Origin of the sequence: Roseobacter sp. HKCCA2468 (assembly GCF_037805105.1) — a bacterium.
Taxonomy (GTDB): Bacteria; Pseudomonadota; Alphaproteobacteria; order Rhodobacterales; family Rhodobacteraceae; genus M30B80.
On sequence record NZ_JBBLYN010000001.1, the window covers coordinates 135,561 to 161,685 of the forward strand.

Here is a 26,125-nt window from a genome sequence, read left to right on the forward strand (position 1 = left end):
TTCGTGATGCACGCTTTCCGCAGCCATACCTGCGCAGACCTGACCAAGGAAAATGTCGGTCAAACGATCCGCCTCTCGGGCTGGGTTCATCGGGTGCGCGATCATGGTGGGGTTTTGTTCATTGACCTGCGCGACCATTATGGGATGACACAAGTTCTCTGTGATCCCGACAGCCCCGTTTTTGCCGAGGTTGAAAAACTGCGTGCGGAATGGTGTATCCGCATCGATGGCGAGGTGAAGGCCCGTGATGCCAGCCTTGTGAACCCAAAAATTCCTACAGGCGAAATTGAAGTTTTCATTCGGGATCTCGAGGTTCTGGGTGCGGCGAATGAATTGCCCCTGACGGTCTTTGGCGATCAGGAATATCCTGAGGAAACCCGCCTGCGCTATCGCTATCTCGATTTGCGCCGCGAGGTGATGCAAAAGAATATGACCTTGCGTTCTGATGTTGTGGCCTCAATTCGCAAGCGGATGTGGGACAAAGGCTTTCGCGAATTCCAGACCCCAATTATCACGGCCTCTAGCCCTGAGGGCGCGCGCGATTTTCTTGTGCCTTCGCGTCTGCATCCTGGCAAATTCTACGCGCTGCCACAGGCGCCACAGCAGTTTAAGCAGCTGTTGATGGTGTCGGGCTTTGATAAATATTTCCAAATCGCCCCTTGTTTCCGCGATGAAGACCCGCGCGCGGATCGCTCGCCGACTGATTTCTATCAGCTCGACATGGAAATGAGCTTTGTGACACAGCAAGATGTGTTTGATACGATCCAACCCGTGCTCAAAGGCCTGTTCGAGGAATTTGGTGGCGGCAAGAAGGTCGATCAAGACTGGCCGCTGATTTCTTATAAAGATGCTGCGCTATGGTATGGCACCGATAAGCCAGACCTGCGCAACCCGATCAAAATGGAAGTTGTGAGCGAGCATTTCAAAGACTCGGGCTTTGCGATTTTTGCAAAAATCCTCGAGCAGGACGGCACCGAAGTGCGCGCCATTCCTGCCCCCACAGGCGGCAGCCGCAAATTCTGTGACCGCATGAATTCATGGGCGCAAGGTCAAGGCCTGCCTGGGATGGGGTATATGTTCTGGCGCGAAGGCGAGGATGGCACGATGGAGGCCGCAGGCCCCTTGGCCAAAAATATTGGCCCTGAACGCACCGAGGCCATCCGCACGCAATTGGGCCTTAGTGTCGGTGACGCGGTGTTCTTTATGGCAGGCAAGCCCGCGGATTTCGAGGCCGTTGCAGGGCGCGCGCGCACCGAAGTGGGCCGCGAATTGGGGTTGATTGACGAGAACCGCTTCGCCTTTGCATGGATCGTGGATTTTCCGATGTATGAAAAGGACGAGGAAACGGGCAAAATCGATTTCAGCCACAACCCGTTCTCGATGCCCCAAGGCGGGATTGAGGCGCTTGCGGGTGACCCGCTTGAGGTGCTGGGATATCAATATGACCTAGCCTGTAACGGCTATGAATTGGTGTCGGGTGCGATCCGCAACCACAAGCTTGAGATCATGTTCAAGGCGTTTGAACTTGCATGCTATGGTGAGGACGAAGTCCGCCGCCGTTTTGGTGGTATGGTCAATGCGTTCCAATTCGGCGCGCCGCCTCATGGCGGCTGTGCGGCGGGGATTGACCGCATCGTGATGCTCTTGGCGGAAACGGCGAATATCCGCGAGGTGATCCTCTTCCCGATGAACCAACGCGCGGAAGATGTGATGATGAATGCACCCTCCGAGCCGATGCCAGATCAGCTGATGGAATTGGGTCTGCGGGTTTTGCCGCGCGACTGATCCCGTTTCACCCTTGCCAATTTTTGTGGCCTCTGCCCTGATGGGTGGGGGCCTTTTCGCGTTTTGATGGGGGTTACGATGCAGGATTTGTCAAAATATGTGCCGCCCGCGCGGCCCGAATTCCAACAACGGCAAGGGCGCTATGCGCGGCTTGAACGGCTCAGGGCGCATTTGCACGCGGATGAGCTGTTTCGGGCCTATGACGGCGCGCAAGAATTGTGGCAGTTTCTGCCCTATGGCCCTTTCATTTCTGCCGCCGCCTATCATCGCTTTTTGCGCGGCTTTGAGGCGGGCGAAGATCCTGTGTTTTACGCAATCCGCGACATGGCGCGGGGACAGGTGATGGGCGTGGCCTCTTATTTGCGTATCGCGCCTGAGAAAGGATCGATTGAATTGGGGCATATCTGCCTTGGCCCCGCCTTGCAAAAAAGTCCCGCCGCGACCGAAGCGTTTTTTATGATGATGTCATGGGCCTTTGAGGCGGGGTATCGGCGGTTTGAGTGGAAATGCGATGCGCGCAATATCCCCTCGCGCCGCGCGGCGCAGCGTTTGGGCCTGAGTTATGAAGGGGTGTTTCGCCAAGACAATATCGTCAAAGGCAAAAATCGTGACACCGCATGGTTTGCCGCCATTGATGCGGAATATCCCGCGCTGAAAGAGGCCTTTACCGCATGGCTTTTGCCGCAGAATTTCGATGCGACAGGGCGCCAGATCGAACGTCTTTCTGACCTGACGGGATTGGTGCGGGTGGCGCGCGACCCCGCGCTTGGCTCATAGTCGTGGGCTGATTTCCGCGATTTTTTGTGTCAGCGCATGGCGCAGCGCCGCGCGGGTGTCGCGCATCAGACCGCGCGCGGCTTCGGCCAATTCGCGGTCGCCCGCCTCCTGCGCGATGCCCATTAAGAAGGGGCGCAGATAGGGCAGGGGCGGGTCTGGCTGATCCAAGAGATCAATCGCATGGGTCAAATCCTCGCGATAGGCAATAGGGTCGGGGATCACGGTGTCGCCTGCCACAGCATGGGGGGTTTTAGGGGCCAAATCGGGGGGCAAATGGCGCAGGATTGTTTCTTGGAAATGCGCGAGGGTGCCGATGGGTTTGGCCAAAAACCCATCGGCACCTGCGGTCTTTGCCTCGGCGGCGCTGTCATGGGGGTCAGCGGCGGAACAGGCCAAGATCACGGGCAAGCGGGGGCTTGCCATGGCCAAATCTTGGATCAAATCCAAGCCAGACCCATCTGGTAGACCGAGGTCGATAATGGCCACGCTGGGGCGATAGACCTGCAGGTGACGCCGCGCGGAGGACAGGCAATCGGCCCGCCTGATCCGCGCGCCCGAACGCAGGCTCAGCAATCGCAGCGATTCCGAGGCGTATCGGCTATCCTCAACGATTAAAATGGTCAGCCCCATCAGCGGATTTAGCGCCTGCATTTTCGCCTGACGGGTTGGCGGCAATTTGAACTCATCCATTTCAGGCACCTCGAATTTGTGATTCCCTCCCCCGATTACAGCCTGTCGCGGTTACCGAAGGGTAAACGGGGCGCGACCACACGCCTCTTGCCCACAGGATTTTGCGCAGGCATATCGTGGGGCGAGTGACCCAAGGAGATGAAAATGATCGGTAGATTGAACCATGTGGCCATTGCTGTGCCTGATCTCGAGGCCGCGTCAGCGCAATATCGTGATACGCTTGGCGCAAAAGTTGGCGCGCCGCAGGACGAACCTGATCACGGGGTGACGGTGGTCTTCATCGAATTGCCCAATACCAAGATCGAGTTGCTCTATCCTTTGGGCGAAAATTCCCCCATCGCGGGTTTTCTAGAGAAAAACCCCTCAGGCGGCATTCACCATATTTGCTACGAGGTCGAAGATATTTTGGCGGCGCGCGATAAGCTTCAGGCCAGTGGCGCGCGCGTTTTGGGCACGGGGGAGCCGAAAATTGGGGCACATGGCAAGCCCGTGTTATTCCTCCACCCCAAAGATTTCACAGGCACATTGGTCGAATTGGAGCAGGTCTAATGGGTATTGTCACAGGCCTCGTGGTTTATGCGATTGTATGGTTCATGTCGCTGTTTGTGACATTGCCGTTTTTCGTGCGCACCCAAGGGGATGAGGGCGAGGCCGCGCGCGGCACATCGCAATCTGCCCCCGCCTCAAGCTTTAACCTGCGCCGCAACCTGTTGATCAACACAGCCATTGCCACGCTGATCTGGGCCGTGATCGCGGGGATCATTTTATCGGGTCGTGTCTCTATCGAAGATATTAACCTCTTTGCCCTCTTTGGCATGGGCGACAGCACCTATTGACGCGCCCCCGTCAGGCCCACCCGATGGGCTATATGGGTAAAGGTCGCAGCTCCCAATATGGGCACGATGAGGTTCAAGATTGGCACGCTTAAGGGGAGTGCCATCATGACCCCGCCTGCAAAAAATGTCAGGCGATTTTTGCGCCGAAATTCAATCGCCGATACGCGATCGAGGCGGCGCTGTGCCACCATCTGCGAATATTCACGCCCCAAGAGAAACCCGTTAAACCCCCAGAATACAAAGGGGGCGAAGGGCGTGAAATAAAGAACCAAGGCCAATGTGTTGGCCAATAGGATCACGCCCAAAAATCGTAGGCTGTCACCGATGGCTTCGGCCAATTTCACATGGCGGGCGGGCGGCAGCTGGGGGTAATGTTCTGCTTCAACCGCATCTGCGATTTCGTCTAAGAAAAACCCCGTAAAGGCCGAGGCCACAGGCACCATCATCACCGATGACAGCAAGATCAAAAATGGCACGGCCGCCCATGAGAGTGCCGCCCCAAAGAAACTGATTGTGCCAATCCAAGGCAGGGTGATTGCATCAGGCAAGAGCCATCCCAAAAAGATCAGAACCGCCGCTGAGATCGCAACCAGCAACGCAATGGTCAACGCCACGCCGATCAACAAAACGCGCAAAAAGCGCCTGTCGCGGAATTGCAAAACGGATTTTAGGAAATCAGCAAGTAATGCGGCCATGTTGAGATGGCTCCTTTTGGGGCAGGTCTGTGCTTAGGTGGGGCAGGCCCCATCGTGGCGCAAGGGCAAGGTCACGCCCTAATCGCGATATGTGACGATATCGCCCATCTCGGGGCGGGGGCGTTCTGGGGCCTTGGCGCTTGGCGTTCCAAGATGAATGAACCCTGCCACGAATTGCGGCGCTGTAATGCCATAGGCACGGGATAAAAATTCGGGATCAAAAGCCATCCAACCGCTCAGCCAATTTGCGCCAAACCCGTGGGCCATCGCGGCATGCATCATTTCAAGACAGACTGCCCCTGCCGACAGCTGCTGTTCCAACAGGGGGATCGCATCATGCGCAACGGGGTGAGACAGAACCGCGACCACAAGAGGGGATTGGTCAAATGCCGCGGCGGATTTTTCGACCTTTTCGGGCACGCGGCCTGCGCCATGGCCCAATTCGCGGGTGAGCGCGGCCAAGCCCGCACGGCTTTCTGGCCCATGAACAACGATGCGCCACGGGGCCAATTTTCCGTGATCTGGCACCCGCAGGGCGGATGTGAGGATATCTTCCAACACCGTCCCCGCAGGCGCGGGGGCATTGAGCAGCTGCGCAGGGGTAGATCTGCGCAGGCGCAAAAATTCCGCCAATTCTGGCCAATGCGGGGGCTGATAGGGGGCGTCCGTCATGATTTTTTCGCCGCAGCCTTTTTCGGGGCTGCCTTCTTTTTGGCAGCGGCTTTGGGGGCGGCTTTCTTGGTGGCGGCCTTGCGCGGGGTTTTCCCGCCTTTGGCGGCCTTGGCCGCGATCAGCGCCAAGGCCTCCTCCATCGTGACGGCTTCGGGTTCGGTGCCCTTGGGCAGGGTCGCATTGATTTTGGCCCATTTCACATATGGCCCATAGCGGCCATTCATCACCTGAACCGCCCCGCCCTCAGGATGCTCGCCCAACTCTTTGAGAGGGGCGGCCGTGGCCCCACGGCCTGCACCGCGCGAGGCGGCCTTGGCGGCCAAAACCTCAACCGCGCGGTTCATGCCGATCTCGAACACCTCATCCACCTCGGGCAGGTTTGCGTAAAGGCTGCCATGCTTGACATAAGGCCCGTAACGGCCAATGCCCGCCTCGACCAAAACGCCATCCTCAGGATGCGCACCAATCGCGCGGGGCAATGACAAGAGGCGCAGCCCTTTCTCCAAATCCATGCCCGCAGGGGGCCATGTTTTGGGCAGTGAGGCGCGCGGCGGTTTTGGGTTGTCTTCGGTCGCTTCGTCCAATTGAACATAAGGGCCAAACCGCCCTGCTTTCAGCCAAACGGCCTGTCCGCTCTCGGGTTCGACCCCCAGCATTTTATCGCCCTCGCTTTCCTCGCCATTGGGGGCGAGGGGGCGGGTATAGCGACATTCAGGGTAATTGGAGCAGCCGATAAACGCCCCGCCAGAGCGCGCTGTGCGCAACGAAAGACGCCCTTCACCACATGCCTGACATTGGCGTGGATCACCACCATCGGGGCGCGGACGGAAGAGATGCGGTTCCAACACCTCGTTGATTTTTTCCAAAACATCGGTGATCCGCAACTCGGCGGTTTCATCGACCGCCGCTTTGAAATCGCGCCAGAAACGGGTCAGCAAATCGCGCCAATCGCGCGCGCCTGCACTGACCTCATCCAGTTGGTTTTCCAAATCCGCGGTGAAATCATAGCCCACATATTTCTGGAAATAATTGCTGAGGAATATTGTGACCAAGCGCCCCTTATCCTCGGGGATCAGGCGCCCCTTATCTTTGAGCACATAGCCGCGATCTTGGATCGTGGTGACGATAGAGGCATAGGTGGACGGGCGGCCAATGCCCAATTCTTCCATCCGCTTGACCAAAGTGGCCTCGGTGTAGCGGGGGGGCGGTTGGGTGAAGTGGCGCTGTCCGAATACTGCGCCTGAATTGTCGATGATGCCCCCTTCCGAGAGGCGCAAGCCGCCGCTTTCGCTGGCTGTGGCCCCATCCAAGGCCTTGGTGAAATCATCCATCAAACTGCTTTGATCAAAGTCAAGCTTGTCGCCAACCGCCATATTGGGCAGGCGATTTGCGTCTTGCTCATCGGTGTCATCGCGCCCTTCTACATAAACCTTGAGGAAACCCTCAAACTGGATCACCTGACCGCTTGCGCGCAGCACGACATTCTCATCGTTTGAGGAAATATCAACCGTGGTGCGTTCAAGGCGGGCGGCTTCCATCTGGCTTGCGATGGTGCGTTTCCAGATCAGTTCGTAGAGTTTTTTCTGATCCGCATCCGTGATGCGCAGCTTTTCTGGCCCCATGGACATATCGGTGGGGCGGATACATTCATGCGCCTCTTGGGCGTTTTTCGCCTTGTTCTTATATATCCGTGGGGATTTTGGCAGGAAGTCTTCGCCAAATCGTGCGCGGATTGTGTCGCGGGCGGACATCACCGCCTCGGGGGCCATGTCGATCCCGTCTGTTCGCATATAGGTGATATGCCCCGCCTCATAGAGACGCTGTGCCGCGCTCATGGTTTGGCGCGCGCCCATGCCAAATTTGCGGCTGGCCTCTTGTTGCAGGGTCGAGGTCATAAAGGGCGGGCTTGGATTGCGGGTGGCAGGTTTCGCCTCGACACTGGTCACAGTGAGCGCGCGGCTTGCCACCGCACTAACCGCCATCTGGGTCGAGGATTGCGTGGCCAAGTCGAATTTATCCAACTTCTTGCCCCCAAAATGGGTCAAACGCGCCTCAAACCCCTGTCCGCGCGGCGTCACAAGGCCCGCGCGCACTGACCAATATTCTTGGGCGCGGAAGGCCTCGATTTCCATTTCGCGCTCAACGATCAGACGCAGGCAGACGGATTGCACACGGCCTGCTGATTTTGATCCGGGCAATTTGCGCCACAAAACGGGGCTAAGGGTGAACCCTACCAAATAATCCAACGCCCGCCGTGCCAAATAGGCATCGACCAATTCCATATCGACCTCGCGCGGGGCCTCCATCGCTTGGGTCACAGCGGTTTTCGTGATTGCGTTGAACACAACGCGGCGCACGGGCGTGTCTTTCTTAAGTGCCTTTTTCTGCGTCAACGCCTCAAGCAAGTGCCAAGAAATCGCTTCACCCTCGCGGTCAGGGTCGGTGGCAAGGATCAAATCGGGGTCAGATTTCAGCGCATCCACAATCGCCTTGATGTGCTTTTTGCTATCGGTGGCGACCTCCCATTTCATCTCAAACCCTGCGTCAGGATCGACTGAGCCATCCTTGGGGGGCAGGTCGCGCACATGGCCGTAGGAGGCCAAAACCGTATAATTCGCGCCCAGATATTTATTGATCGTCTTGGCCTTGGCGGGCGATTCGACAACGACAACGGGCATGAGTGGCAACCTAACTTTTTATGGAAATGTAATCGGTCTTAGGTCGCGCAACATTTGGTCTTGTGCAGGGTTTGTCAATGCACCCCTGTCACGATCACCCTATTTTTGTGGCATCTAGGCTGCGGTTTGGTGTCTCTGTGCGGCAGGTTCTGCGGCGCTATGATCACTGCGCGCCACCATGCCGCCTGCGCTGCGGGTGATCTCACCTGCAAGCTCCAACTCGGTCAAATGGCGGGCGAGATCGGCGCTGGACAGGGCGCTCACACGGGCCAGATGATCCTCGCTGACCGCGCCTGCGCCGATGAACGACAGGATCATTGCGTGGGGGCTGTCGTGATGGGTGATGTCGCGCGCTGCTGCAGGGTCGGGCGGCTCTGCGCTGGCAGGGGCGCGGGTAAAAGCCCCCTCCAGATCAAGCGCCACGAGGACATCGCGCGCCTCGCGGATGAGATGCGCCCCTTCGCGCAGCAAAAGATTACACCCCGATGCGCGGGTGTCGAGCGGATGCCCCGGCACGGCCATCACCTCGCGCCCCTGTTCAGCGGCGATGCGCGCGGTGATCATCGACCCTGATCTTAATGCGGCCTCAATCACCACAATGCCCCGCGATAGCCCTGAAATGATGCGATTGCGCCTTGGGAAATGGCGCGCTTGGGGCGCGCGGCCCATCGGCATCTCAGACAGGCGCAAACCGATTTGCGCCGCAAGTTCGGCGTTTTCGGGCGGATAGATCACATCCACCCCGCCTGCCATGACCGCGACCGTGCCTGTGCCGAGGCTTGCTTGATGCACAGCTGTATCAATGCCGCGGGCAAGGCCTGAGGCGGTCACAATCCCCGCTTGGCCCAAGTCGCGTGCCACCGCGCGCGCCATCCGCAACCCAAGCGCTGACGCATTGCGCGTGCCCACCATGCCGACCATTGGGCGGGTGAGCAGATCAAGATCGCCAATGGCCCACAGAAAAGGCGGGGCATCGGACAGTGCGGCAAGGGTTGCAGGATAGGCCGCCTCACCCAAAAACAGGGCGCGGGCCGCACAGCTTTGCGCCGCGCGAATTTCGACCTGTGCCGCAGATTTGGAATAGACCGCATAGCCTGACACACCCGCCTTGGCCGCAATCTGTGGCAGGGCCGCCAAGGCATCGGCCCCCGATCCATATTCGGCAATCAATCGCCGATAGGTCACAGGCCCAACTTTTGGCGAGCGGATCAACCGCAGCCGCGCCAAGCGTTCGGCCGTGTCATCGGACGGGGGAGGGAGAGCAGCAGAAGGGGCGGCATGATCTGTCATGCCGCAGCCCTACACGCAGCTTGGTTGAGAAGGCGTTAATGCAGGATCAGGCCGAACCGCCGACTGTCAGACCGCCAATCATCAATGTGGGTTGACCGACCCCCACAGGCACCCATTGCCCCGCTTTGCCGCAATTCCCCATGCCCGGATCTAGGGCCATATCATTGCCAATCGCGCGGATTTGCTTCAGCGCAGTGGCCCCATCCCCGATGAGCGTGGCCCCTTTGACAGGCGCCCCGATCTGGCCGTTTTGCACGCGATAGGCCTCGGTGCAGGAAAAAACGAATTTGCCATTGGTGATGTCAACCTGCCCGCCGCCAAAGCCAACCGCATAAATCCCGTCTTTCAAATCCGCCAAAATATCGGCAGACGCGCTGTCGCCGCCAAGCATATAGGTGTTGGTCATCCGCGTCATCGGGGGGTGGGCATAAGATTCGCGCCGCCCATTCCCTGTCGCAGCCACACCCATCAGGCGGGCAGATTGGCGGTCTTGCATGTAGCCAACCAAAATTCCGTCCTCAATGAGCGGGGTGGCTTGGCTTTGCGTGCCCTCATCATCAATCGAAATGGATCCACGCCGATCAGGCAGCGTGCCATCGTCCAAAACAGTCACGCCTTTGGCCGCCACTTGCTGCCCCATCAGACCTGCGAAGGCGGATTGGCCTTTGCGGTTGAAATCCCCCTCTAGCCCATGCCCCACAGCCTCGTGCAGTAGGATACCCGGCCAGCCTGGCCCCAGCACCACATCAATCACGCCCGCAGGGGCAGGGACGCTGTCGAGGTTCACGCAGGCCACGCGCAGGGCCTCACGTGCAACCGATTGCCAATGCGCAGGGGCCATGACGCGGTCAATCGCAAACCGCCCCCCACCGCCTGCCGAGCCACTTTCACGGCGGCCCTTTGCCTCGACAATAACCGAGATATTCAGGCGCACCAAAGGCCGTGCATCGCGCAACACTTGTCCCTCAGGGCGCAGGATTTCGACCTCTTGATGCGAGGCGGCAAGCGATACAGACACTTGCACAACGCGCGGATCAAGGGCGCGGGTATAGGCGTCAATCTCGCTCAATAGATCAATGCGGGCCTCAAAGCTGCTGCCATCCATTGGGTCATTGGGCATGTAGAGGTGGCGGTTGGTGCCTTGTGGGGGGGCGGCCATGATCCCGCCGCTTTGGCGAATGGCCATGCGGGCAGTGTCACTGGCGCGGGACAGGGCCGCTTCGCTTAACTCGGTCGCATGGGCATAGGCCGAAACCTCCCCCAAGACCGCGCGCAGCCCGAATCCCTCGCTTGCGTCATAAGAGGCGGTCTTGATCCGCCCATCATCGAAAACCAAGGCCTCAGATCGTTTTCTTTCGAGAAATAACTCTCCGTCTTCTGCCCCTGTCAGGGTTGCGCGCAACAGTCGCAGGGCGGCCTCTTGGTCGAGGGATGTCTCGAAGGGACGGAAGCTACTGGCACGATCAGACACGCAAATTCCTTTCAAAATTGGGCACTTGGCCCGCGTTCCGCCGCCGCGACGGCAGCATAATCACCCCATGTGAGCCGTGAAAATGATCCAAATCAACTTTCCCAAGGGTGAGACATTTTTATCCAATGTCTTGTAATGTAACCCTCTATATGGTTCTTGCAGCTTTGAACGCAACGGGATGTCACAGACCTTAAACGGGCATCACGAAAAAACAGGACGACATGACAATGGCACTTCGTACCAAGCTCTCAAGCTTTTGGGCCGCAGCAGCGGCAACATTTGCCCTGACGGGTGGTGCATCTGCGCAGGCGTTGCGCGATGGTTTGGAGATTATCGGCGCACCCCATCTAGGTGGTGTGAATATGCAAACAGGCGTGACCGAATTGGCGCATGACGTTCGCATGTTAGATACTCTGCTTTTGGTGATTATCACCGCGATTGTTATCTTCGTGACCGCATTGATGGTCTATTCCATCCTGCGCCACAATCGCCGTGCGAACCCAAAACCTGCAACTTTCACCCACAACCGCAAGATCGAGATCATCTGGACAGTCGTGCCAATGATCATCTTGTTTGTGATCGGCGGCTTCTCACTGCCTGTGTTGTTCAAGCAGCAGACCATTCCTGATGGCGAAGTGGTGATCAAGGCAACAGGCTACCAGTGGTATTGGGGCTACGAATACCCGCAGCATGACATTGTTTTTGACAGCTTCATGTTGGCCGAAGATGAATTGGCCGATTATGGTTACACAAGCGATGAATATCTGCTGGCCACCAACACAGCGATGGTTGTGCCAACAGGCCGCGATGTTGTGGTTCAGGTCACGGGCGCAGATGTGATCCATTCTTGGACAATTCCCGCCTTCGGTGTGAAGCAGGACGGAATCCCGGGCCGCCTTGCGCAGCTGTGGTTCAATGTTGAGCCTGGCCGTGAAGGCATCTATTTCGGGCAGTGTTCGGAGCTATGCGGCGTGAACCACGCCTACATGCCCATCACCGTCTTCGCAGTGACCCCTGAGGAATATGACGCATGGACACGCGGCGAGATCAGCGATTTCGCCTCCGTAGATGCGCGTGCGCCACAGGTTGTGGAACTGGCCGCGGCGCAATAAGCGCAGCAAAGCTTCTGCCAAGCCACCCGCGCAATCAGGTGGCTTGGCGATTTCGCAAATAACCCCCCAAAGGACGCGCCCGCAGATGAGCGATGCATCCATTGATATCACCACCAAATCGGCGAAACCCGCTGAACTGGAACCCAAAGAAGCAAGCTTTGGGGATTATGTGCTGCTGCTTAAGCCACGCGTGATGTCTTTGGTGGTGTTCACCGCTTTTGTTGGCATTGTCGCGGCGCCCGAGGCGCAGTCTTTGTTCATCTCTTTCTGTGCCATTTTGTTCATCGCCATTGGTGCGGGGGCGTCTGGCGCGCTGAATATGTGGTATGATGCCGATATTGACCGCGTTATGAAGCGCACCGCCTCGCGCCCTGTGCCGTCTGGGCGTGTCACCGCGCAAGAGGCGTTTCAGATCGGTCTTGCGCTCTCGGTCATGTCGGTCGTGTTCCTTGGCCTTGCGACCAATTGGGTTGCGGCGGGGCTCTTGGCCTTTACCATCTTTTTCTACGTTGTGATTTACACGATGTGGCTGAAACGCGCGACCCCGCAAAACATCGTCATTGGTGGTGCGGCAGGGGCCTTTCCCCCTATGGTGGGATGGGCGGCTGTAACGGGTGATGTTTCGCTGGCCTCTATGCTGATGTTCGGCTTGATCTTCATGTGGACGCCGCCGCATTTCTGGGCCTTGGCCTTGTTTATGAAGTCGGATTACCACAAGGCCGATGTGCCGATGCTGACGGTGACCCATGGGCGCGCGGCGACCCGCCGCCATATCTGGATTTACACTGTGCTTTTGGCGCCTGTGGCGCTTGGCATTGGTGTGACGCAAATTGGCGGCCCGCTCTACATGGCGGCAGCGGTGGTTCTGAACCTGATCTTCTTGAAGGGCGCATGGGATATCCGTGCCCGCAGCGAAGATGCGGCAGAGGCCGATGGCTATGCGACTGAAAAGAAATTCTTCCGCTTTTCCCTCTATTACCTTTTCCTGCATTTCTGCGCGATCTTGGGCGATATTGCCCTGCGCGCCGCAGGTCTGTCATTGGGGGGGTGGTAAGCTATGGCGATCCGTGAGCAAAGCGATATGCACAAGCGCCGCCTGAGCCGTAATATCGGCGTGGGGCTGAGCCTTGTTGCCTTTTGCGTGATCGTTTTTGGGATGACGGTGGCAAAAATCCGTGAAGGCTCCAAGATGGAGGCCTTTGATCATCAACCGCGCGTGTCGATGACCCCTGCGCAAGAGGGGCAATCAGGAGGCACGCAGCAATGACACAAAACCGTAAAACTGTTTACAGCCTGCTGGGTGTCATCGTCTTTATGGGGGCGATGGCATGGGCGGCTGTGCCGCTTTACGATCTCTTTTGCCGTGTCACGGGCTATGGCGGCACCACGCAAGTTGCGGATACTGAAAGCGCGGTGGTGTCTGATCGCATCGTCACTGTGCGCTTTGATGCAAGCACCGCGCGCGACATGCCGTGGGAATTCCGCCCCATGCAGCGCGAAATTGATGTCCGCTTAGGCGAAACAGCCTTGGTGTTTTACGAGGCCTATAACCCGACCGATGAAGTGGTGGCAGGCACTGCGAGCTATAACGTGCTGCCCTATACGGCGGGCGCTTATTTTGCGAAAATCGCCTGCTTCTGTTTCACCGAGCAGGTGCTACAACCAGGTGAGCGGGTCGAAATGCCTGTGACCTTTTTCGTAGACCCCGAAATCCTTGAGGATGACGAGGCCTATGACACACAAGAAATTACCCTGTCCTATACATTTCATGTTATGGATATAACCGAAGACCTTGCCGCCCTGAGCGGCACAACTGAATGACCGAAAGCGAAGGACCAAAACAGATGGCCCATGCAAAGAACCATGATTATCATATCATTTCGCCCTCGCTCTGGCCGCTGATTGCTGCCGTTGGGGCTTTTGTAATGCTTACGGGCGGCGTGCTGTGGATGCACGGTTCTGGCCCGTGGATGTTCCTGATGGGCCTTGTGGCCGTCCTTTACGTGATGTTCGGCTGGTGGTCGGATGTGGTCGCGGAAAGCAACCAAGGCGATCACACCCCCGTTGTGCGGATTGGCCTGCGCTATGGCTTTATCATGTTCATCATGTCCGAAGCCATGTTCTTTGTCGCATGGTTCTGGGCGTTCTTTAAACACGCGATTTACCCGATGAATGAATATGTCGGGTCGCAATATGTGCAGCCAAGTTTCTATCAGATGGATGTCTGGCACTTGCCTTTGATCAACACGCTGGTGTTGCTTCTGTCGGGCGCGGCGGTGACTTGGGCGCACCACGCGTTGGTGCACAATGAAAGCCGCAAGGATGTCGAATGGGGCCTTTTGATCGGTGTTGTGCTGGGCCTGTTCTTTACGGCGCTTCAGGCCTATGAATACTGGGAATTGCTGGTTCACAAAGACTGGACATTCGGCGGGGATAAGTTCTTCTCGACCTTCTTCCTTGCAACGGGTTTCCACGGGATGCACGTGATCATCGGCACAATCTTCCTGTTCATCTGCTATCTGCGCGTGCGCAGCGGCCATTTCACCGCAGAGAAACATATCGGCTTCGAAGCGGCTGCATGGTATTGGCACTTTGTTGATGTGGTCTGGTTGTTCTTGTTTGCCGCAGTCTATATTTGGGGCATTGGCGGCTGAGCTGATCCCGCGTGATCACCTAATTTTGGAACGGCCCGCCATCACAAAGGCGGGCCGTTTCTCGTTCGACCCGCCATCTATGAGAGGTGCTATGACACATTCGCGCGTTGCGATTTTCTCGGTTCTGTCATTCGGGGTTGCGGGGGCCGCTATCCTGATTGCGCTTGGCGTGTGGCAGAGCCAACGTTTGTCTTGGAAGCAGGGCGTGTTGGCCGATATCGAGGCGCGGATTGTTGCCGAAGCAGTGACCTTGCCCGAAGCGCCCGATGCGATCCGTGATCGGTATTTGCCTGTGATGCTTGAGGGGCAGTTTATCCGCGGGGCAGAGGACACGCTGCGCGTCTTGGTCAGCCGCAAGGGCGTGGGGGCGGGCTATCGCCTGATCTCAGGGTTTGAGGATGATCTGACGGGGCGCCGTATCCTGGTGGATCGTGGGTTTTTGCCCGTAGCCGATGAGATGCGTTCTGCGCAAGAAGGCCGCTTTGCCCTCACGGGTAACCTGCATTGGCCAGATGACCGCAACAGCTCGACCCCCGATAATGACCGCGCCGCAAATATCTGGTTCGCGCGCGATGTGGCGGATATGGCCGCGGTGCTTGGCACAGACCCCTATCTTGTGGTGCTGCGTGACGGCACCCCGCCAGAGGCAGACCTGACACCGATGCCCGTGGACACATCCGCCATCCCCAATGACCATTTGCAATATGCGGTGACATGGTTTTCGCTTGCAGCGGTATGGTTGGGGATGACAGCCTATCTTCTGTGGCGTATCAGGCACAGAACGCTTTGAAGGGACAATAACCATGCGCTACATCTCGACACGCGGCACAGCGCCTGAACTGACATTTGAGGACGCCATGTTGACGGGGCTTGCCCGTGATGGGGGGCTGTATGTGCCCGCAAGCGTCCCACAGTTGAGCCATGCGGAGATCGCCGCAATGGCGGGTCTGCCTTATGAGGAGGTCGCCTTTCGCGTGATGCGCCCCTTTGTGGGAGATACATTCAGCGAGAGTGAATTTGGCGATATCATCACCCGCGCCTATCAGGGCTTTCGCCACGCAAGCCGCGCCCCGCTCAAGGAATTGGCACCCAATCATTTCCTGATGGAATTGTTCCACGGCCCCACCTTGGCGTTCAAAGATTTTGCGATGCAGCTGATTGGGCAAATGTTTGAGCATAGCCTGACCAAACGCGGGCAGCATGTGACCATTGTGGGGGCAACGTCCGGCGATACAGGCTCTGCCGCGATGGAGGCATTTCGTGGGCTTGATGCGGTGTCGGTGTTCATCCTGTTCCCCCATGGCCGTGTGTCCGAGGTGCAGCGCCGCCAAATGACCACTGTCACCGAGGCCAATGCCCATGCGTTGGCCATTGACGGCACATTTGACGATGCGCAGGCGCGGCTCAAAGATATGTTCAATGATCTCACCTTTCGCGATGAGGTGCGCTTGGCAGGGGTGAACTCGATCAACTGGGCGCGTGTCATGGCGCAGGTTGTTTATTATTTCACCGCCGCAGTCAGCCTTGGCGCCCCACATCGTGCCGTCAGCTTTACCGTGCCGACTGGCAATTTCGGCGATATTTTTGCGGGCTATATCGCGCGCCAAATGGGTCTGCCGATTGATCGTCTTGTGGTGGCGACCAATAGCAATGACATTTTGGATCGCGCCTTGCGCACGGGCGGCTATCATATGGGCGGTGTGCAGGCCACAATCAGCCCTTCGATGGATATCGAAGTGTCATCCAACTTTGAGCGGGCATTGTTTGATGCATATGGTCGTGACGCAGGCGCGGTTGTGCAGTCCATGGCTGCGTTGAAATCTGAAGGCGGGTTTGACATCAGCCAAGGCGCGCTTGAGGCTTTGCGGGACATCTTTGCCTCGGGTCGTGCAAGCGAGGATGAGACATCCGCGATGATCACATCTTGCCTGTCAACATCGGGTGAGCTGCTTTGCCCCCATTCCGCAGTCGGGGTTCATGTGGCCCAAGAGCACCTTGGGACGACCCCGATGGTTACATTGGCCACAGCGCATCCTGCGAAATTCCCCGATGCGGTCGAGGCGGCAACGGGCATCCGCCCCGCATTGCCGCCCCATATGGCAGATTTGTTCGAGCGTTCCGAACGGGTGCAGCGCGTGCCAAATGACCTTGCCGCCCTAGAGGCGTTGATCCGCGAAAAGGTGGCCGCATGAGTGTTGAGATGCACCAACTCTCCAACGGGTTGCGGGTGATCACCGAACGGATGGAGGGGCTTCAATCCGCGGCAATCGGGGTTTGGGTGTCCGCAGGCGGGCGCCATGAGCGGGTCGAGCAAAACGGCATCGCGCATTTCCTTGAACATATGGCGTTTAAGGGCACGAAACGGCGCAGCGCGCTGCAAATCGCCGAGGAGATCGAAGATGTAGGCGGCTATATCAACGCCTATACCTCGCGCGAAGTCACCGCCTATTACGCGCGCGTTCTGGAACAAGATGTGGCCCTTGCCCTTGATATGATTGCCGATATCGTGCTGAACCCTGTGTTTGATCCGCGCGAGATCGAGGTTGAGCGGGGCGTCATCCTGCAAGAAATCGGTCAGGCGAATGACACGCCTGATGATGTGATTTTCGACTGGCTTCAGGAAACGGCCTATCCCAACCAACCGCTTGGGCGCACCATTCTTGGCCCCAGTGAGCGGGTGCGCGGCTTTGGTCGCGAGGATTTCAGCCAATTCGTGACCGAACATTATGGCCCCGATCAGATGATCCTATCGGCCGCAGGGGCGGTGGATCACGCGCAGATCGTGCGACTGGCCGAAGAGAATTTTGGCCATTTGCCCTCACGCCGCGCGGCCCCAGCACCTTTGGCGCAATTTGCAGGCGGAGAATTCCGCAAGGTCAAGAAACTGGAACAGGCCCATATTGCGATGGCCTTTGAAACACCAGGATATCGGTCTGACGACATCTATACCGCGCAGATTTACGCAAGCGCGCTTGGCGGGGGCATGTCCTCGCGCCTTTTCCAAGAGCTGCGCGAAAAGCGTGGTCTGTGCTATTCGATTTTTGCCCAAGTAGGGGCCTTTGATGAAACGGGCCTTCTCACCATTTACGCAGGCACGGGCGGCAAGGATGTGGGGGATTTGGCGCTTTTGAGCATGGATGAGATCAAGCGCGCCGCGAGTGATTTGAACCAAGCCGAGCTTGATCGCGCGCGCGCGCAGATGAAAGCGGGGCTTTTGATGGGGCTTGAAAGCCCATCTTCCCGCGCTGAACGTCTGGCACGGGTTTTGGCCATCTGGGATCGCGTGCCGCCCCTAGAGGAAACTGTGGCGCGGATTGATGCGGTCAGCCTTGCGCATATTCGTGACTTTGGCGCAGGGATTGCCGAAAGCGGTGCGCTTGCCTTGGCGCTTTATGGGCCCGTCAGCAAAGCGCCTGATTACGCGCAATTGACGCAGCGTTTGGCGGCTTGATGCTGAGGCGGCGGCCGAAACTTGCCATTGAAACCGAGCGCATGACCCTGCGCCTGCCTCTGCATGAGGATTATCGCCACTGGGCGGGATTGCGCGAGGCATCAGCATCCTTTCTGCAGCCATGGGAGCCTGCTTGGTCATCGGATCATCTGACCCGAAAAAGCTTTTCTGCGCGGGTCTATTGGGCACAGCGTGCCTCATCGGAAGAAAGCGCGCTGCCGCTGTTTTTGATCCGCCGCGAAGACCAACGCCTGCTTGGCGCGGTCACATTGGACAATATTCGCCGTGGCCCCGCGCAGGCGGGAACGATTGGCTATTGGATTGGGCAGCCATATGCGCGCAACGGATATATGCGCGAGGCGGTGGTGGCCTTGATCCACTATGCTTTTACCCGTCTTGATCTCTCCCGTATCGAAAGCGCCTGTTTGCCTGAAAACACCCCTTCCCGTGGTCTTTTGGAGAAATGCGGCTATAAATATGAGGGGGTCGCGCAAAGCTATTTGCAGATCAATGGGCGCTGGCGCAATCATGTGCTTTACGCCAATTTGCGCAGTGACCGCCGTGGCCGCACCGAAGTGGGCTAAGGCTTTGTGGGTGTAAGGGGGACAGGCGTGACAGCTTCATCAAAACTTGACGCGGTGAAGGGCGATTTGCCCGCAGATATCTGGCGCGAGGCGACCCCGAACTATCTTGAGGAACCGCGTGGGCGGTGGCAGGGCCAAGCTGCGGCTGTTTTGGCACCGCGCTCTACCGAGGAGGTTGCTTTGGCCCTGCGCGCCTGTGCGGCATATGGGGTGGCGGTGATCCCCTATGGTGGCGGCACGGGCTTGGTCGGTGGGCAGCTGTCTGAAAATTTTGATCATGGCGTGATTTTATCACTCGAGCGGATGCGCGCGATCCGCGCCATGGACGAAGATGGGCGCAGCCTAACCGTTGAGGCGGGTGTTATCTTGGCTGATATTCACGCGACCGCGCAAAAGGCGGGGCTGCTTTTCCCCTTAAGCCTTGCAAGCCAAGGATCGGCGCGCATAGGCGGCCTTTTGGCGACCAATGCGGGCGGGGTGAATGTTCTGCGTTATGGCAATGCACGGGATTTGGTTTTGGGCATTGAGGCGGTGATGCCCGATGGAAGCATTTTTCACGGGCTGTCGCCTCTGCGTAAAAATAACACGGGCTATGATCTGCGCCATTTGTTGATTGGCTCTGAGGGCACATTGGGCATCATTACAGCGGCCAGTTTGCGGCTTTTCCCTGAGCCTGCGGCACAAGGCGCGGCGCTGATGGCGGTGCCTGATCCACGAGCGGCCCTGTCTTTGTTGCGAATGGCGCAGGATATGGTGGGCGAGGGGCTTTCGGCCTTTGAATTGATGCACCGCCAAGGGTTTGATTTCTTGGCCGAGGTCGGGCCAGATTTGCGTCAACCTTTTGATGACATCCCCGAATGGTGCGTCTTGATCGATTTGGGCCTTGGCGCGGGGCAAGATCCCGCCGCGCTGTTGGAGGGGCTATTTGCCCGTGCTTTTGAGGCGGATTTGGTCAGTGATGGGGTGATTGCCCAATCCATGGCGCAGCGGGATGATTTCTGGGCCTTGCGTGAAAATATCCCCGAGGCCAATCGGCGCATCGGCGCGGTCAGTTCCCATGACATTTCCTTACCCGTGGGGCTGGTGCCGCAATTCATTGCTGACATTCCTGCGCGCATCGCCGAGATCGGGGATTTCCGCCATAATTGCTTTGGCCATATGGGGGATGGGAATTTACATTACAACATCTTCCCCATGCCAGGCAAAACGCGTTCCGATCATCTGGCCGAGCGCGATGTGATCAAGCGCGCCATGCATGATCTGGTGCATGAGATGGGCGGATCCGTATCTGCCGAACATGGGATCGGGCGGCTGAAGGTCGATGACCTTGAGCGCTATGGCGACCCTGCCAAATTGGCCGCCATGCGCGCGATCAAGGCCGCGCTTGACCCGCAAGGCATCATGAACCCTGGTGCCGTGCTGCGCAGTAACGCGGGCTAAGGGCGTTTATTCCTCGGGCGGGATTAGGCGCAATTCGCCTGCCTCCTCCAAGTCACGGATCGCGGCAATGACGCTGTTCATTGCGGCCTCCCCTTCCTCAAGGCGCGGGGTTTCGCGGGAATTGGCATCTTCGCGGATTTGTTCGGCCAAGCGTTTGGACATATTGCCAAGCAAGAACTCCACCACCGCGGGGCAGGATTTCAAACCAGCGGCCAAGGCGGTCAGCATGGTTTCACCATCCACTTTACGCATAACCTTGGCCACATCTTTGGCATCCAAACGGCGTGGAATATGCTCGAAGGTAAAGATGGCACGCTTCACATCCTCGCCGAAGGCGGCATCGCGTTCCATCAACCCTTTGAGGATCGCCTCGCGCGCTGTGCCGCGCGCAGCGTTGAGCATGGCCCCAACACGTTCGACTGCGGATGCCTTGAACACTGAACGTGGCTGAGATTGCATTTGTTTTAATAGGGCCTTGCCGATTTTCTCAACCATCGTTGGGGTCACAGTCGATGTGAGGGAGATTGCATGGGCCACTTGTGGCGCGCGATCCTCGGGCAGGCCTTCCAGAATTTCGGCGGCCTTAGCCACGCCAATTTTTGAAAGCAAAATGGCGCAAACCTCGGCGCTTTCATGCACCAAAAGCGGGGCAAGCCGTTCGGCGGGCATGGCGGCCAAAATGGGCCACGGGTCTGACCCATCCCCTGCGGCAGCTTTGGATTTCAGGTTCTCTGCGGCATTGGGGGAGAGGTGCTGTTCCAACAGTTGCACGGCATCGGGCAGGGCACTGGGAAAGGTCAGTGCCAGATCATCCAAGGCTTCGGCAAATTCGCGGATCACGGCATAAAGCGTGTCGCGGTTGATCGGCCCCAAACGCGACATGGTCAATGCAAGGGTTTCTTGGTGTTCTGGGGGCAGGCGGTCAATCGAGGGGGTAAGTCCCTGCGACAGAAGCAGACGCACAATCACTGCCGCCTTTTGCGAGGGTTTCAGCGGCCGCACCCGCGCGGCGCGCGAAGGCAGGCCTTGGATTGCCATCGCGGCAGGCCCAAGGATTTCTTCCTCCTGCGTTTCTGAAAAACTTGCACCGCTCAAGGGGTCTTTGACCCGCCCTGCAACGGCCATATTCTCTGTATCATCCGACAGCATATCCATGCGCATCACCCAGATCTCGCTTCACCCATGGGCGAATGTGGCGGCAAATCCTTAATCATTGCCTAGCATGCAGAGGTCAAAACGTGATGTTATGTGCAGGATTTTACACGATTTAAAATGAAAACCCCGCCTTTGAGGGGCGGGGTTTGTCACTGGTGCTGCCGTCTTTGGCCCTTAGCCAAAAACGCGCTTGAAAATCGTGTCTACGTGTTTGGTGTGATAGCCGAGGTCGAATTTCTCTTCGATTTCTGCGGCGCTCAATGCGGCGGTCACTTCGGCATCTGCGAGAAGTTCGGTTTTGAAATCAGCCCCTTGCTCCCAGACTTTCATCGCGTTGCGTTGGACAAGGCGATAGGCGTCTTCGCGGCTGACGCCCGCTTGGGTCAACGCCAAAAGCACGCGCTGCGACATCACCAAACCCTTAAACTTGTTCATATTGGCAAGCATGGTTTCGGGATAGATCACCAGTTTTTCGACAACGCCCGCCAAGCGGTTTAATGCGAAATCCAAGGTGATGGTGGCATCAGGGGCAATCCCGCGCTCTACTGAACTGTGCGAGATATCCCGCTCGTGCCAAAGCGCGACATTTTCCATTGCGGGGATCACCGCCATTCGCACAAGCCGCGCAAGGCCTGTCAGGTTTTCGGTCAAGACAGGGTTGCGCTTATGCGGCATTGCAGAGGAGCCCTTTTGCCCCGCAGAGAAGAATTCTTCTGCCTCAAGCACTTCGGTGCGTTGCATATGACGGATTTCGATTGCGATATTCTCAATGCTGCTTGCAAGGACGCCAAGCGTGGCAAAGAACATCGCGTGACGATCGCGCGGGATCACTTGGGTTGAAATCGGCTCAGGCGAAAGGCCCATCATTTTGCAGACATGCTCTTCAACGGCGGGGTCGATATTGGCGAATGTGCCAACTGCGCCTGAAATCGCACCCGTTGCGATCTCGGCACGCGCGGCTTGCAGGCGGGCCTTGTTGCGATCCATTTCTGCATAGAAGCGGGCAAAGGTCAGGCCCATTGTGGTGGGTTCTGCGTGAATGCCGTGGCTGCGGCCAATCCGAACGGTGTCTTTATGCTCCATCGCGCGGGTTTTGAGCGCGGCTAAGACCTTATCCAGATCCGCCAGCAAAATATCCGCCGCGCGCACAAGCTGCACGTTCAGCGTGGTGTCCAGAACGTCTGATGAGGTCATGCCCTGATGCACGAACCGCGCATCCTCAGACCCGATATGCTCGGCCAAATGGGTAAGAAAGGCGATCACATCATGCTTGGTGACAGCTTCAATCTCGTCAATGCGGGCCACATCGAATTCTACATCCTTGGCCTTCCAAACGGCGGCGGCGTTTTCGCGGGGGATCACGCCAAGCTCGGCCTGCGCATCGCAGGCATGGGCTTCGATCTCATACCAGATGCGGAATTTGGTTTCGGGCGACCAAATGGCAACCATTTCAGGGCGGGCATAGCGGGGGATCATGGGCGAACCTTCTGTAATGCAGTTTCAAAGGGGTTGCGCGCCTTCTAATCTAAATGTCACAGAAGGGGAAACCGCTTTTCGACCGCCTGCGACCATGAGGGAGGCCAAATTGGATCATTGCGCCTTGATACCAGAAAGTGACGCGCTGGCAGGAGCGTGGCGGGTCGCGCGCGAGATCCACGACCACCGCGCAGAAATGCAAGGTCATTTCGAAGGGCATGCGCGGTTCACCCCCGCTGAGGATGGTGTCCTGCACTATCACGAGGCAGGGCGTTTGAACTATGGCGCGGGTCAAATCTTTGAGGCGGAGCGGCGCTATATTTGGCGGCGCGTCCCAGAGGGTTGGCAAGTGGATTTTGACGATACCCGCCCCTTTCACCTCATTCGCGCCGCGGATCACCCTGCGCGCCATGACTGTGCCCCTGATCTCTACATCTTACGCTATCAGTTTGAGGCACTGCCGCGGCAGTGGCAGTGCCAATGTCGTATTACGGGGCCGCGCAAAGATTTGGATTTGGTGACGAATTATTATCGCGACTGAGCGCGATTGACCCGTTCGGCCTTCTTGCGCACCAAAACGCTGCGCAGATCATGCATCGCCAAAAGCAAGCGATCGGTGAAATCCTCGAGATCCTCATCATCGGCGCGGGATTGCGCCCAATGTGCCGTTTCGTTGAGATGGTCGATGGTGCGGTGAATGTCATCGAGGTCACGGCGCTTGAGCAGGGCGCGGCGCGCCTCCATCCATTGGGTTATGGCGGTGGTCTCGTCTGCGGTTAACTCATGCGCGCCATGCGCTTTGATATTGCCATTGCGGATATTCACCATGGCAATCTCGTGCATTTCAATACGGCGGTGGCGGTTTTCGGTATCGACCCGAAACACCGATGCCCCGTTTTCACGCACACGGAAATAAAATTCAGGCAGCTCGGCCATGGCCCCCCAACGACACAGATACCCCAGTTATACAGCCGTATGACCCTGCGCGGCTTTGGTCAAAAGGTCAAGTGACCTTGCGCTGTGGCGTTGATTTATGGGGGATTTGTGTGCCACCCGCAGCAGGCGCTTGCGGCGCTGCTGCGGGTGGGGAGTTGTTCACAGAACAAAGATTATTTCAGGCCTGCGCAGAAGCGTTGGATGCGGCTGCACGCCTCGCGTAGATTGTCATCCGATGTCGCATAGGACACGCGGAAATTGGGCGATAGGCCAAAGGCCCCCCCAAAGACCACAGCCACGCCTTCTTCCTCGAGAAGGGCTGTTGCGAAATCTTCATCCGTTTCGATCTTTTTGCCAGCGGGGCTGGTCTTGCCGATGCAGCCTGCAATGGACGGATAGACATAAAATGCCCCGTCTGGTGTTGGGCAGGTGATGCCCTCTGCCGCGTTCAGCATCTCAACCACCAGATTGCGGCGGCGCAAGAACAGCGCAACGTTATCCGCCAAGAAATCCTGCGGGCCATTGAGCGCCTCAACAGCGGCCCATTGGCTGACCGATGAGGGGTTCGAGGTGGACTGACTTTGGATTTTGCGCATCGCGCCAATCATGTTCTCGGGGCCTGCCGCATAGCCGATCCGCCACCCAGTCATCGCATAGGCCTTGGAGACGCCGTTACAGGTCAAGGTGCGCTCGTAAAGGGCGGGCTCCACTTCGGCGGGGGTGCAGAATTCAAAGCCGTCAAAGACCAGATGCTCATACATATCATCCGACATGATCCAGACATGAGGATGGCGCAGCAACACATCGGTCAGCGCCTTCAACTCAGCGCGGGTATATCCCGCACCTGTGGGGTTCGAGGGGCTGTTGAAAATGAACCATTTGGTCTTAGGGGTGATGGCCGCCTCAAGCGCCTCGGGTGTCAGTTTGAAATTCGTTTCAATCGTGGCCGTTGCGATCACAGGGGTGCCGCCTGCAAGCAGAACCATATCGGGGTAGCTCACCCAATAGGGGGCAGGGATGATCACCTCATCGCCGGGGTTCAAGGTGGCCATCAGCGCATTGTAAAGAATTTGCTTGCCGCCCGTGCCCACCGACACTTGCGAGGGTTTATAGCTTAGGCCATTTTCCCGCTCGAATTTCTTGCAGATCGCCTGCTTGAGTTCGGCAATACCATCCACCGCAGTATATTTGGTCCGACCCGCATCAATCGCGGCTTTGGCCGCGTCTTTGATGTTTTGGGGGGTGTCAAAATCAGGCTCACCCGCGCCAAGCCCAATCACATCTTTGCCTTGCGCCTTCAGCTCTGCGGCGAGGTTGGAGACGGCGATGGTGGGGGAGGGTTTGACCCGCGAAAGCGTGTCGGACAAAAAGGCCATTGGATTTCTCCAGTTCTGCGGCGCACGCATCAAAGGCGAGGGCCTGCGGTTTACTTCACTGCGGCACAGCTTTAGGGTTTGGCGCAAGGCTGTTCAAGCGCGGAATTGTTGGGCGAAGTGCCGCATATATGCATTTCCTGCGCCTTTATCCCTTTTAGGTTGAACAGTGAGAGCTGCGCGCGCCCGCGCTGTGCAGCGTGAAAATAAGTTGGCCGATTTGAAAAGGAGCCTCCGCAATGAGCGATGATGTGATCACCCATGAGCCCCAGACAGATGCAAGCTGGTATGACGAAGATACAGCCACATTTGGGGATCGTATGGCAGGGGCGCGCGAAGCGGCAAATATGGGTCAAGCAGAACTGGCGCGGCGCATGGGGGTCAAAGCCAAGACGATCCGTGCATGGGAAAATGACCAAGCCGAACCCCGCGCCAATAAGTTGCAGATGTTGGCAGGGGTTTTGGGCGTGTCGATTATGTGGCTGTTGACAGGGCGCGGCGATGGGATTGATGGCCCGTTTGAGGCATCTGCCCTGAGCGAAGACACCAGTGCGATCCTAAAAGACCTGCGCCGCATTCGTGCTGAGCAAGCCCAACTCTCCGAAGCCTTGGGTCGGTTGGAAAAAAGATTGCGTCAAACTCTGGTGCAAGAGGCAGGTGGGCAGTAGACAGGGGCAAGTTTGCCCCCAGCGAAGAGGCCGCCTATGTCCCAATCAGCCCCCCAAGAGACCCGCGAAATCCGTCTCAAGCGTCTTCGGATGCGGGCATGGCATCGGGGTATCAAAGAGATGGATTTGATCTTGGGTGGATGGGCAGATGCGCATTTGGCCTCTGCTGATGATGCCACGCTCGATCAGTTTGAGGCGGTGCTCGAGGAGGCGGATCAAGACCTTTATCAATGGGTTTCTGGGCAAAAACCCGCGCCTGATCATATCGCAGAATTCCTCGAACAAATCAGCCGCGAGTTTCGCGCCACATTAAACCGCAGCACTTAACAGTTTTTTGTTTTTTGCCGTCATTTGTTGGGTCGTGACTGAATCACGGAGTAGC

The 26,125-nt window shown here is 57.6% G+C and carries 27 protein-coding genes; 17 read left to right on the forward strand and 10 right to left on the reverse strand.

The genetic code is table 11. From position 1 onward, the window contains the following. Nucleotides 1-6: 6 nt before the first annotated feature. Nucleotides 7-1,785: an aspartate--tRNA ligase gene (aspS, locus tag AAC620_RS00675; protein WP_340243559.1), complete on the forward strand. Its 1,779-nt coding sequence runs from the start codon at nt 7-9 to the stop codon at nt 1,783-1,785. Nucleotides 1,786-1,863: 78 nt separating this feature from the next. After that, nucleotides 1,864-2,562: a GNAT family N-acetyltransferase gene (locus AAC620_RS00680; RefSeq protein WP_340242282.1), complete on the forward strand. Its 699-nt coding sequence runs from the start codon at nt 1,864-1,866 to the stop codon at nt 2,560-2,562. Here AAC620_RS00680 and AAC620_RS00685 read toward each other — a convergent pair. Next, complete coding sequence (locus tag AAC620_RS00685; protein WP_340242283.1) at nt 2,557-3,252, reverse strand: response regulator; 696 nt, start codon at nt 3,250-3,252, stop codon at nt 2,557-2,559. The two genes, AAC620_RS00680 and AAC620_RS00685, sit on opposite strands and share 6 nt — an antisense overlap. 144 nt (nt 3,253-3,396) lie before the next feature. Here AAC620_RS00685 and mce point away from each other — a divergent pair, with 144 nt between their 5' ends. Together mce and AAC620_RS00695 are read left to right on the forward strand one after the other, a co-directional pair. Next, a complete protein-coding gene (gene mce / locus AAC620_RS00690) occupies nt 3,397-3,801 on the forward strand; it encodes a methylmalonyl-CoA epimerase (RefSeq protein ID WP_317655163.1) in 405 nt (134 codons plus the stop codon). After that, entirely contained in the window at nt 3,801-4,088 is a 288-nt protein-coding gene (locus tag AAC620_RS00695; protein ID WP_340242284.1) for a DUF1467 family protein, read from the forward strand. The genes mce and AAC620_RS00695 overlap by 1 nt, the downstream gene beginning before the upstream one ends. On the opposite strand, the gene AAC620_RS00700 is transcribed toward AAC620_RS00695, so the two are convergent. From AAC620_RS00700 to tldD, 5 genes are all read right to left on the reverse strand, one after another. Beyond that, entirely contained in the window at nt 4,082-4,783 is a 702-nt protein-coding gene (locus tag AAC620_RS00700) for an EI24 domain-containing protein (protein ID WP_340242285.1), read from the reverse strand. The genes AAC620_RS00695 and AAC620_RS00700 overlap by 7 nt on opposite strands. Before the next feature lie 78 nt (nt 4,784-4,861). Next, on the reverse strand, nt 4,862-5,455 hold the full coding sequence (locus AAC620_RS00705; RefSeq protein ID WP_340242287.1) for a nitroreductase family protein: 594 nt from the start codon (nt 5,453-5,455) through the stop codon (nt 4,862-4,864). Beyond that, on the reverse strand, nt 5,452-8,133 hold the full coding sequence (gene topA, locus AAC620_RS00710; protein WP_340242288.1) for a type I DNA topoisomerase: 2,682 nt from the start codon (nt 8,131-8,133) through the stop codon (nt 5,452-5,454). Before topA ends, AAC620_RS00705 begins: the two co-directional genes overlap by 4 nt. A 114-nt stretch (nt 8,134-8,247) precedes the next feature. Next, the gene (gene dprA / locus AAC620_RS00715) at nt 8,248-9,423 is read right to left on the reverse strand and encodes a DNA-processing protein DprA (RefSeq protein ID WP_340242290.1); all 1,176 of its coding nucleotides are present in this window, start codon (nt 9,421-9,423) and stop codon (nt 8,248-8,250) included. 46 nt (nt 9,424-9,469) lie between these two features. After that, on the reverse strand, nt 9,470-10,894 hold the full coding sequence (gene tldD, locus AAC620_RS00720; RefSeq protein ID WP_340242291.1) for a metalloprotease TldD: 1,425 nt from the start codon (nt 10,892-10,894) through the stop codon (nt 9,470-9,472). Nucleotides 10,895-11,121: 227 nt separating this feature from the next. Between tldD and coxB the strand changes: the two genes are divergently transcribed. The 10 genes from coxB (at nt 11,122) to AAC620_RS00770 (ending at nt 20,135) form a co-directional block, all read left to right on the forward strand. After that, nucleotides 11,122-12,006, forward strand: a complete 885-nt coding sequence (coxB, locus tag AAC620_RS00725) for a cytochrome c oxidase subunit II (protein WP_340242292.1) — start codon at nt 11,122-11,124, stop codon at nt 12,004-12,006. Between the two features lie 85 nt (nt 12,007-12,091). Beyond that, nucleotides 12,092-13,060, forward strand: coding sequence for a heme o synthase (cyoE, locus tag AAC620_RS00730; protein ID WP_340242293.1), 969 nt, complete (start codon nt 12,092-12,094; stop codon nt 13,058-13,060). Nucleotides 13,061-13,063: 3 nt separating this feature from the next. Next, nucleotides 13,064-13,273, forward strand: coding sequence for a hypothetical protein (locus tag AAC620_RS00735; RefSeq protein ID WP_317655154.1), 210 nt, complete (start codon nt 13,064-13,066; stop codon nt 13,271-13,273). Then, nucleotides 13,270-13,827, forward strand: coding sequence for a cytochrome c oxidase assembly protein (locus AAC620_RS00740; RefSeq protein ID WP_317655153.1), 558 nt, complete (start codon nt 13,270-13,272; stop codon nt 13,825-13,827). The genes AAC620_RS00735 and AAC620_RS00740 overlap by 4 nt, the downstream gene beginning before the upstream one ends. A 23-nt stretch (nt 13,828-13,850) precedes the next feature. Continuing rightward, nucleotides 13,851-14,660: a cytochrome c oxidase subunit 3 gene (locus tag AAC620_RS00745; RefSeq protein WP_340242297.1), complete on the forward strand. Its 810-nt coding sequence runs from the start codon at nt 13,851-13,853 to the stop codon at nt 14,658-14,660. A gap of 91 nt (nt 14,661-14,751) precedes the next feature. Continuing rightward, nucleotides 14,752-15,450 carry an SURF1 family protein gene (locus AAC620_RS00750; RefSeq protein WP_340242299.1) on the forward strand — a complete coding sequence of 233 codons (699 nt, stop codon included), beginning with the start codon at nt 14,752-14,754 and terminating at the stop codon, nt 15,448-15,450. 13 nt (nt 15,451-15,463) lie between these two features. Further along, entirely contained in the window at nt 15,464-16,852 is a 1,389-nt protein-coding gene (gene thrC, locus AAC620_RS00755; protein WP_340242301.1) for a threonine synthase, read from the forward strand. Continuing rightward, nucleotides 16,849-18,111, forward strand: coding sequence for a M16 family metallopeptidase (locus tag AAC620_RS00760; RefSeq protein ID WP_340242303.1), 1,263 nt, complete (start codon nt 16,849-16,851; stop codon nt 18,109-18,111). The genes thrC and AAC620_RS00760 overlap by 4 nt, the downstream gene beginning before the upstream one ends. Beyond that, nucleotides 18,111-18,695, forward strand: a complete 585-nt coding sequence (locus AAC620_RS00765) for a GNAT family N-acetyltransferase (RefSeq protein ID WP_340242305.1) — start codon at nt 18,111-18,113, stop codon at nt 18,693-18,695. The genes AAC620_RS00760 and AAC620_RS00765 overlap by 1 nt, the downstream gene beginning before the upstream one ends. Nucleotides 18,696-18,722: 27 nt before the next feature. Further along, complete coding sequence (locus AAC620_RS00770; protein ID WP_340242307.1) at nt 18,723-20,135, forward strand: FAD-binding oxidoreductase; 1,413 nt, start codon at nt 18,723-18,725, stop codon at nt 20,133-20,135. 6 nt (nt 20,136-20,141) lie between these two features. Here AAC620_RS00770 and AAC620_RS00775 read toward each other — a convergent pair whose 3' ends face one another. Continuing rightward, the gene (locus AAC620_RS00775) at nt 20,142-21,290 is read right to left on the reverse strand and encodes a FliG C-terminal domain-containing protein (protein WP_340242309.1); all 1,149 of its coding nucleotides are present in this window, start codon (nt 21,288-21,290) and stop codon (nt 20,142-20,144) included. A 174-nt stretch (nt 21,291-21,464) separates the two neighbouring features. After that, nucleotides 21,465-22,766 carry an adenylosuccinate lyase gene (gene purB / locus AAC620_RS00780; protein WP_340242311.1) on the reverse strand — a complete coding sequence of 434 codons (1,302 nt, stop codon included), beginning with the start codon at nt 22,764-22,766 and terminating at the stop codon, nt 21,465-21,467. Nucleotides 22,767-22,875: 109 nt separating this feature from the next. On the opposite strand from purB, the gene AAC620_RS00785 reads away from it, so the two are divergent. Next, on the forward strand, nt 22,876-23,307 hold the full coding sequence (locus AAC620_RS00785) for a DUF6314 family protein (protein WP_340242313.1): 432 nt from the start codon (nt 22,876-22,878) through the stop codon (nt 23,305-23,307). On the opposite strand, the gene AAC620_RS00790 is transcribed toward AAC620_RS00785, so the two are convergent. Beyond that, nucleotides 23,295-23,702, reverse strand: coding sequence for a hypothetical protein (locus AAC620_RS00790; protein WP_340242315.1), 408 nt, complete (start codon nt 23,700-23,702; stop codon nt 23,295-23,297). The genes AAC620_RS00785 and AAC620_RS00790 overlap by 13 nt on opposite strands. 173 nt (nt 23,703-23,875) lie before the next feature. Further along, a complete protein-coding gene (locus tag AAC620_RS00795) occupies nt 23,876-25,078 on the reverse strand; it encodes a pyridoxal phosphate-dependent aminotransferase (RefSeq protein WP_340242317.1) in 1,203 nt (400 codons plus the stop codon). Between the two features lie 236 nt (nt 25,079-25,314). Between AAC620_RS00795 and AAC620_RS00800 the strand changes: the two genes are divergently transcribed. After that, nucleotides 25,315-25,743, forward strand: a complete 429-nt coding sequence (locus AAC620_RS00800) for a helix-turn-helix domain-containing protein (RefSeq protein WP_317655141.1) — start codon at nt 25,315-25,317, stop codon at nt 25,741-25,743. 36 nt (nt 25,744-25,779) lie between these two features. Next, entirely contained in the window at nt 25,780-26,070 is a 291-nt protein-coding gene (locus AAC620_RS00805; RefSeq protein ID WP_340242321.1) for an FAD assembly factor SdhE, read from the forward strand. Nucleotides 26,071-26,125 lie beyond the last annotated feature (55 nt).

What these genes read in the sequence shown, in the direction of transcription:
- AAC620_RS00800 (WP_317655141.1), top strand. Translation starts at nt 25,315, where the DNA reads ATGAGCGATGATGTGATCACCCATGAGCCCCAGACAGATGCAAGCTGG.
- coxB (WP_340242292.1), top strand. Translation starts at nt 11,122, where the DNA reads ATGGCACTTCGTACCAAGCTCTCAAGCTTTTGGGCCGCAGCAGCGGCA.
- AAC620_RS00805 (WP_340242321.1), top strand. Translation starts at nt 25,780, where the DNA reads ATGTCCCAATCAGCCCCCCAAGAGACCCGCGAAATCCGTCTCAAGCGT.
- AAC620_RS00790 (WP_340242315.1), bottom strand. Translation starts at nt 23,702, where the DNA reads ATGGCCGAGCTGCCTGAATTTTATTTCCGTGTGCGTGAAAACGGGGCA.
- dprA (WP_340242290.1), bottom strand. Translation starts at nt 9,423, where the DNA reads ATGACAGATCATGCCGCCCCTTCTGCTGCTCTCCCTCCCCCGTCCGAT.
- thrC (WP_340242301.1), top strand. Translation starts at nt 15,464, where the DNA reads ATGCGCTACATCTCGACACGCGGCACAGCGCCTGAACTGACATTTGAG.
- AAC620_RS00735 (WP_317655154.1), top strand. Translation starts at nt 13,064, where the DNA reads ATGGCGATCCGTGAGCAAAGCGATATGCACAAGCGCCGCCTGAGCCGT.
- topA (WP_340242288.1), bottom strand. Translation starts at nt 8,133, where the DNA reads ATGCCCGTTGTCGTTGTCGAATCGCCCGCCAAGGCCAAGACGATCAAT.
- AAC620_RS00745 (WP_340242297.1), top strand. Translation starts at nt 13,851, where the DNA reads ATGGCCCATGCAAAGAACCATGATTATCATATCATTTCGCCCTCGCTC.
- aspS (WP_340243559.1), top strand. Translation starts at nt 7, where the DNA reads ATGCACGCTTTCCGCAGCCATACCTGCGCAGACCTGACCAAGGAAAAT.
- AAC620_RS00705 (WP_340242287.1), bottom strand. Translation starts at nt 5,455, where the DNA reads ATGACGGACGCCCCCTATCAGCCCCCGCATTGGCCAGAATTGGCGGAA.
- AAC620_RS00680 (WP_340242282.1), top strand. Translation starts at nt 1,864, where the DNA reads ATGCAGGATTTGTCAAAATATGTGCCGCCCGCGCGGCCCGAATTCCAA.
- mce (WP_317655163.1), top strand. Translation starts at nt 3,397, where the DNA reads ATGATCGGTAGATTGAACCATGTGGCCATTGCTGTGCCTGATCTCGAG.
- AAC620_RS00740 (WP_317655153.1), top strand. Translation starts at nt 13,270, where the DNA reads ATGACACAAAACCGTAAAACTGTTTACAGCCTGCTGGGTGTCATCGTC.
- AAC620_RS00795 (WP_340242317.1), bottom strand. Translation starts at nt 25,078, where the DNA reads ATGGCCTTTTTGTCCGACACGCTTTCGCGGGTCAAACCCTCCCCCACC.
- AAC620_RS00760 (WP_340242303.1), top strand. Translation starts at nt 16,849, where the DNA reads ATGAGTGTTGAGATGCACCAACTCTCCAACGGGTTGCGGGTGATCACC.
- AAC620_RS00685 (WP_340242283.1), bottom strand. Translation starts at nt 3,252, where the DNA reads ATGGATGAGTTCAAATTGCCGCCAACCCGTCAGGCGAAAATGCAGGCG.
- AAC620_RS00765 (WP_340242305.1), top strand. Translation starts at nt 18,111, where the DNA reads ATGCTGAGGCGGCGGCCGAAACTTGCCATTGAAACCGAGCGCATGACC.
- AAC620_RS00775 (WP_340242309.1), bottom strand. Translation starts at nt 21,290, where the DNA reads ATGGATATGCTGTCGGATGATACAGAGAATATGGCCGTTGCAGGGCGG.
- AAC620_RS00695 (WP_340242284.1), top strand. Translation starts at nt 3,801, where the DNA reads ATGGGTATTGTCACAGGCCTCGTGGTTTATGCGATTGTATGGTTCATG.
- AAC620_RS00700 (WP_340242285.1), bottom strand. Translation starts at nt 4,783, where the DNA reads ATGGCCGCATTACTTGCTGATTTCCTAAAATCCGTTTTGCAATTCCGC.
- AAC620_RS00750 (WP_340242299.1), top strand. Translation starts at nt 14,752, where the DNA reads ATGACACATTCGCGCGTTGCGATTTTCTCGGTTCTGTCATTCGGGGTT.
- purB (WP_340242311.1), bottom strand. Translation starts at nt 22,766, where the DNA reads ATGATCCCCCGCTATGCCCGCCCTGAAATGGTTGCCATTTGGTCGCCC.
- cyoE (WP_340242293.1), top strand. Translation starts at nt 12,092, where the DNA reads ATGAGCGATGCATCCATTGATATCACCACCAAATCGGCGAAACCCGCT.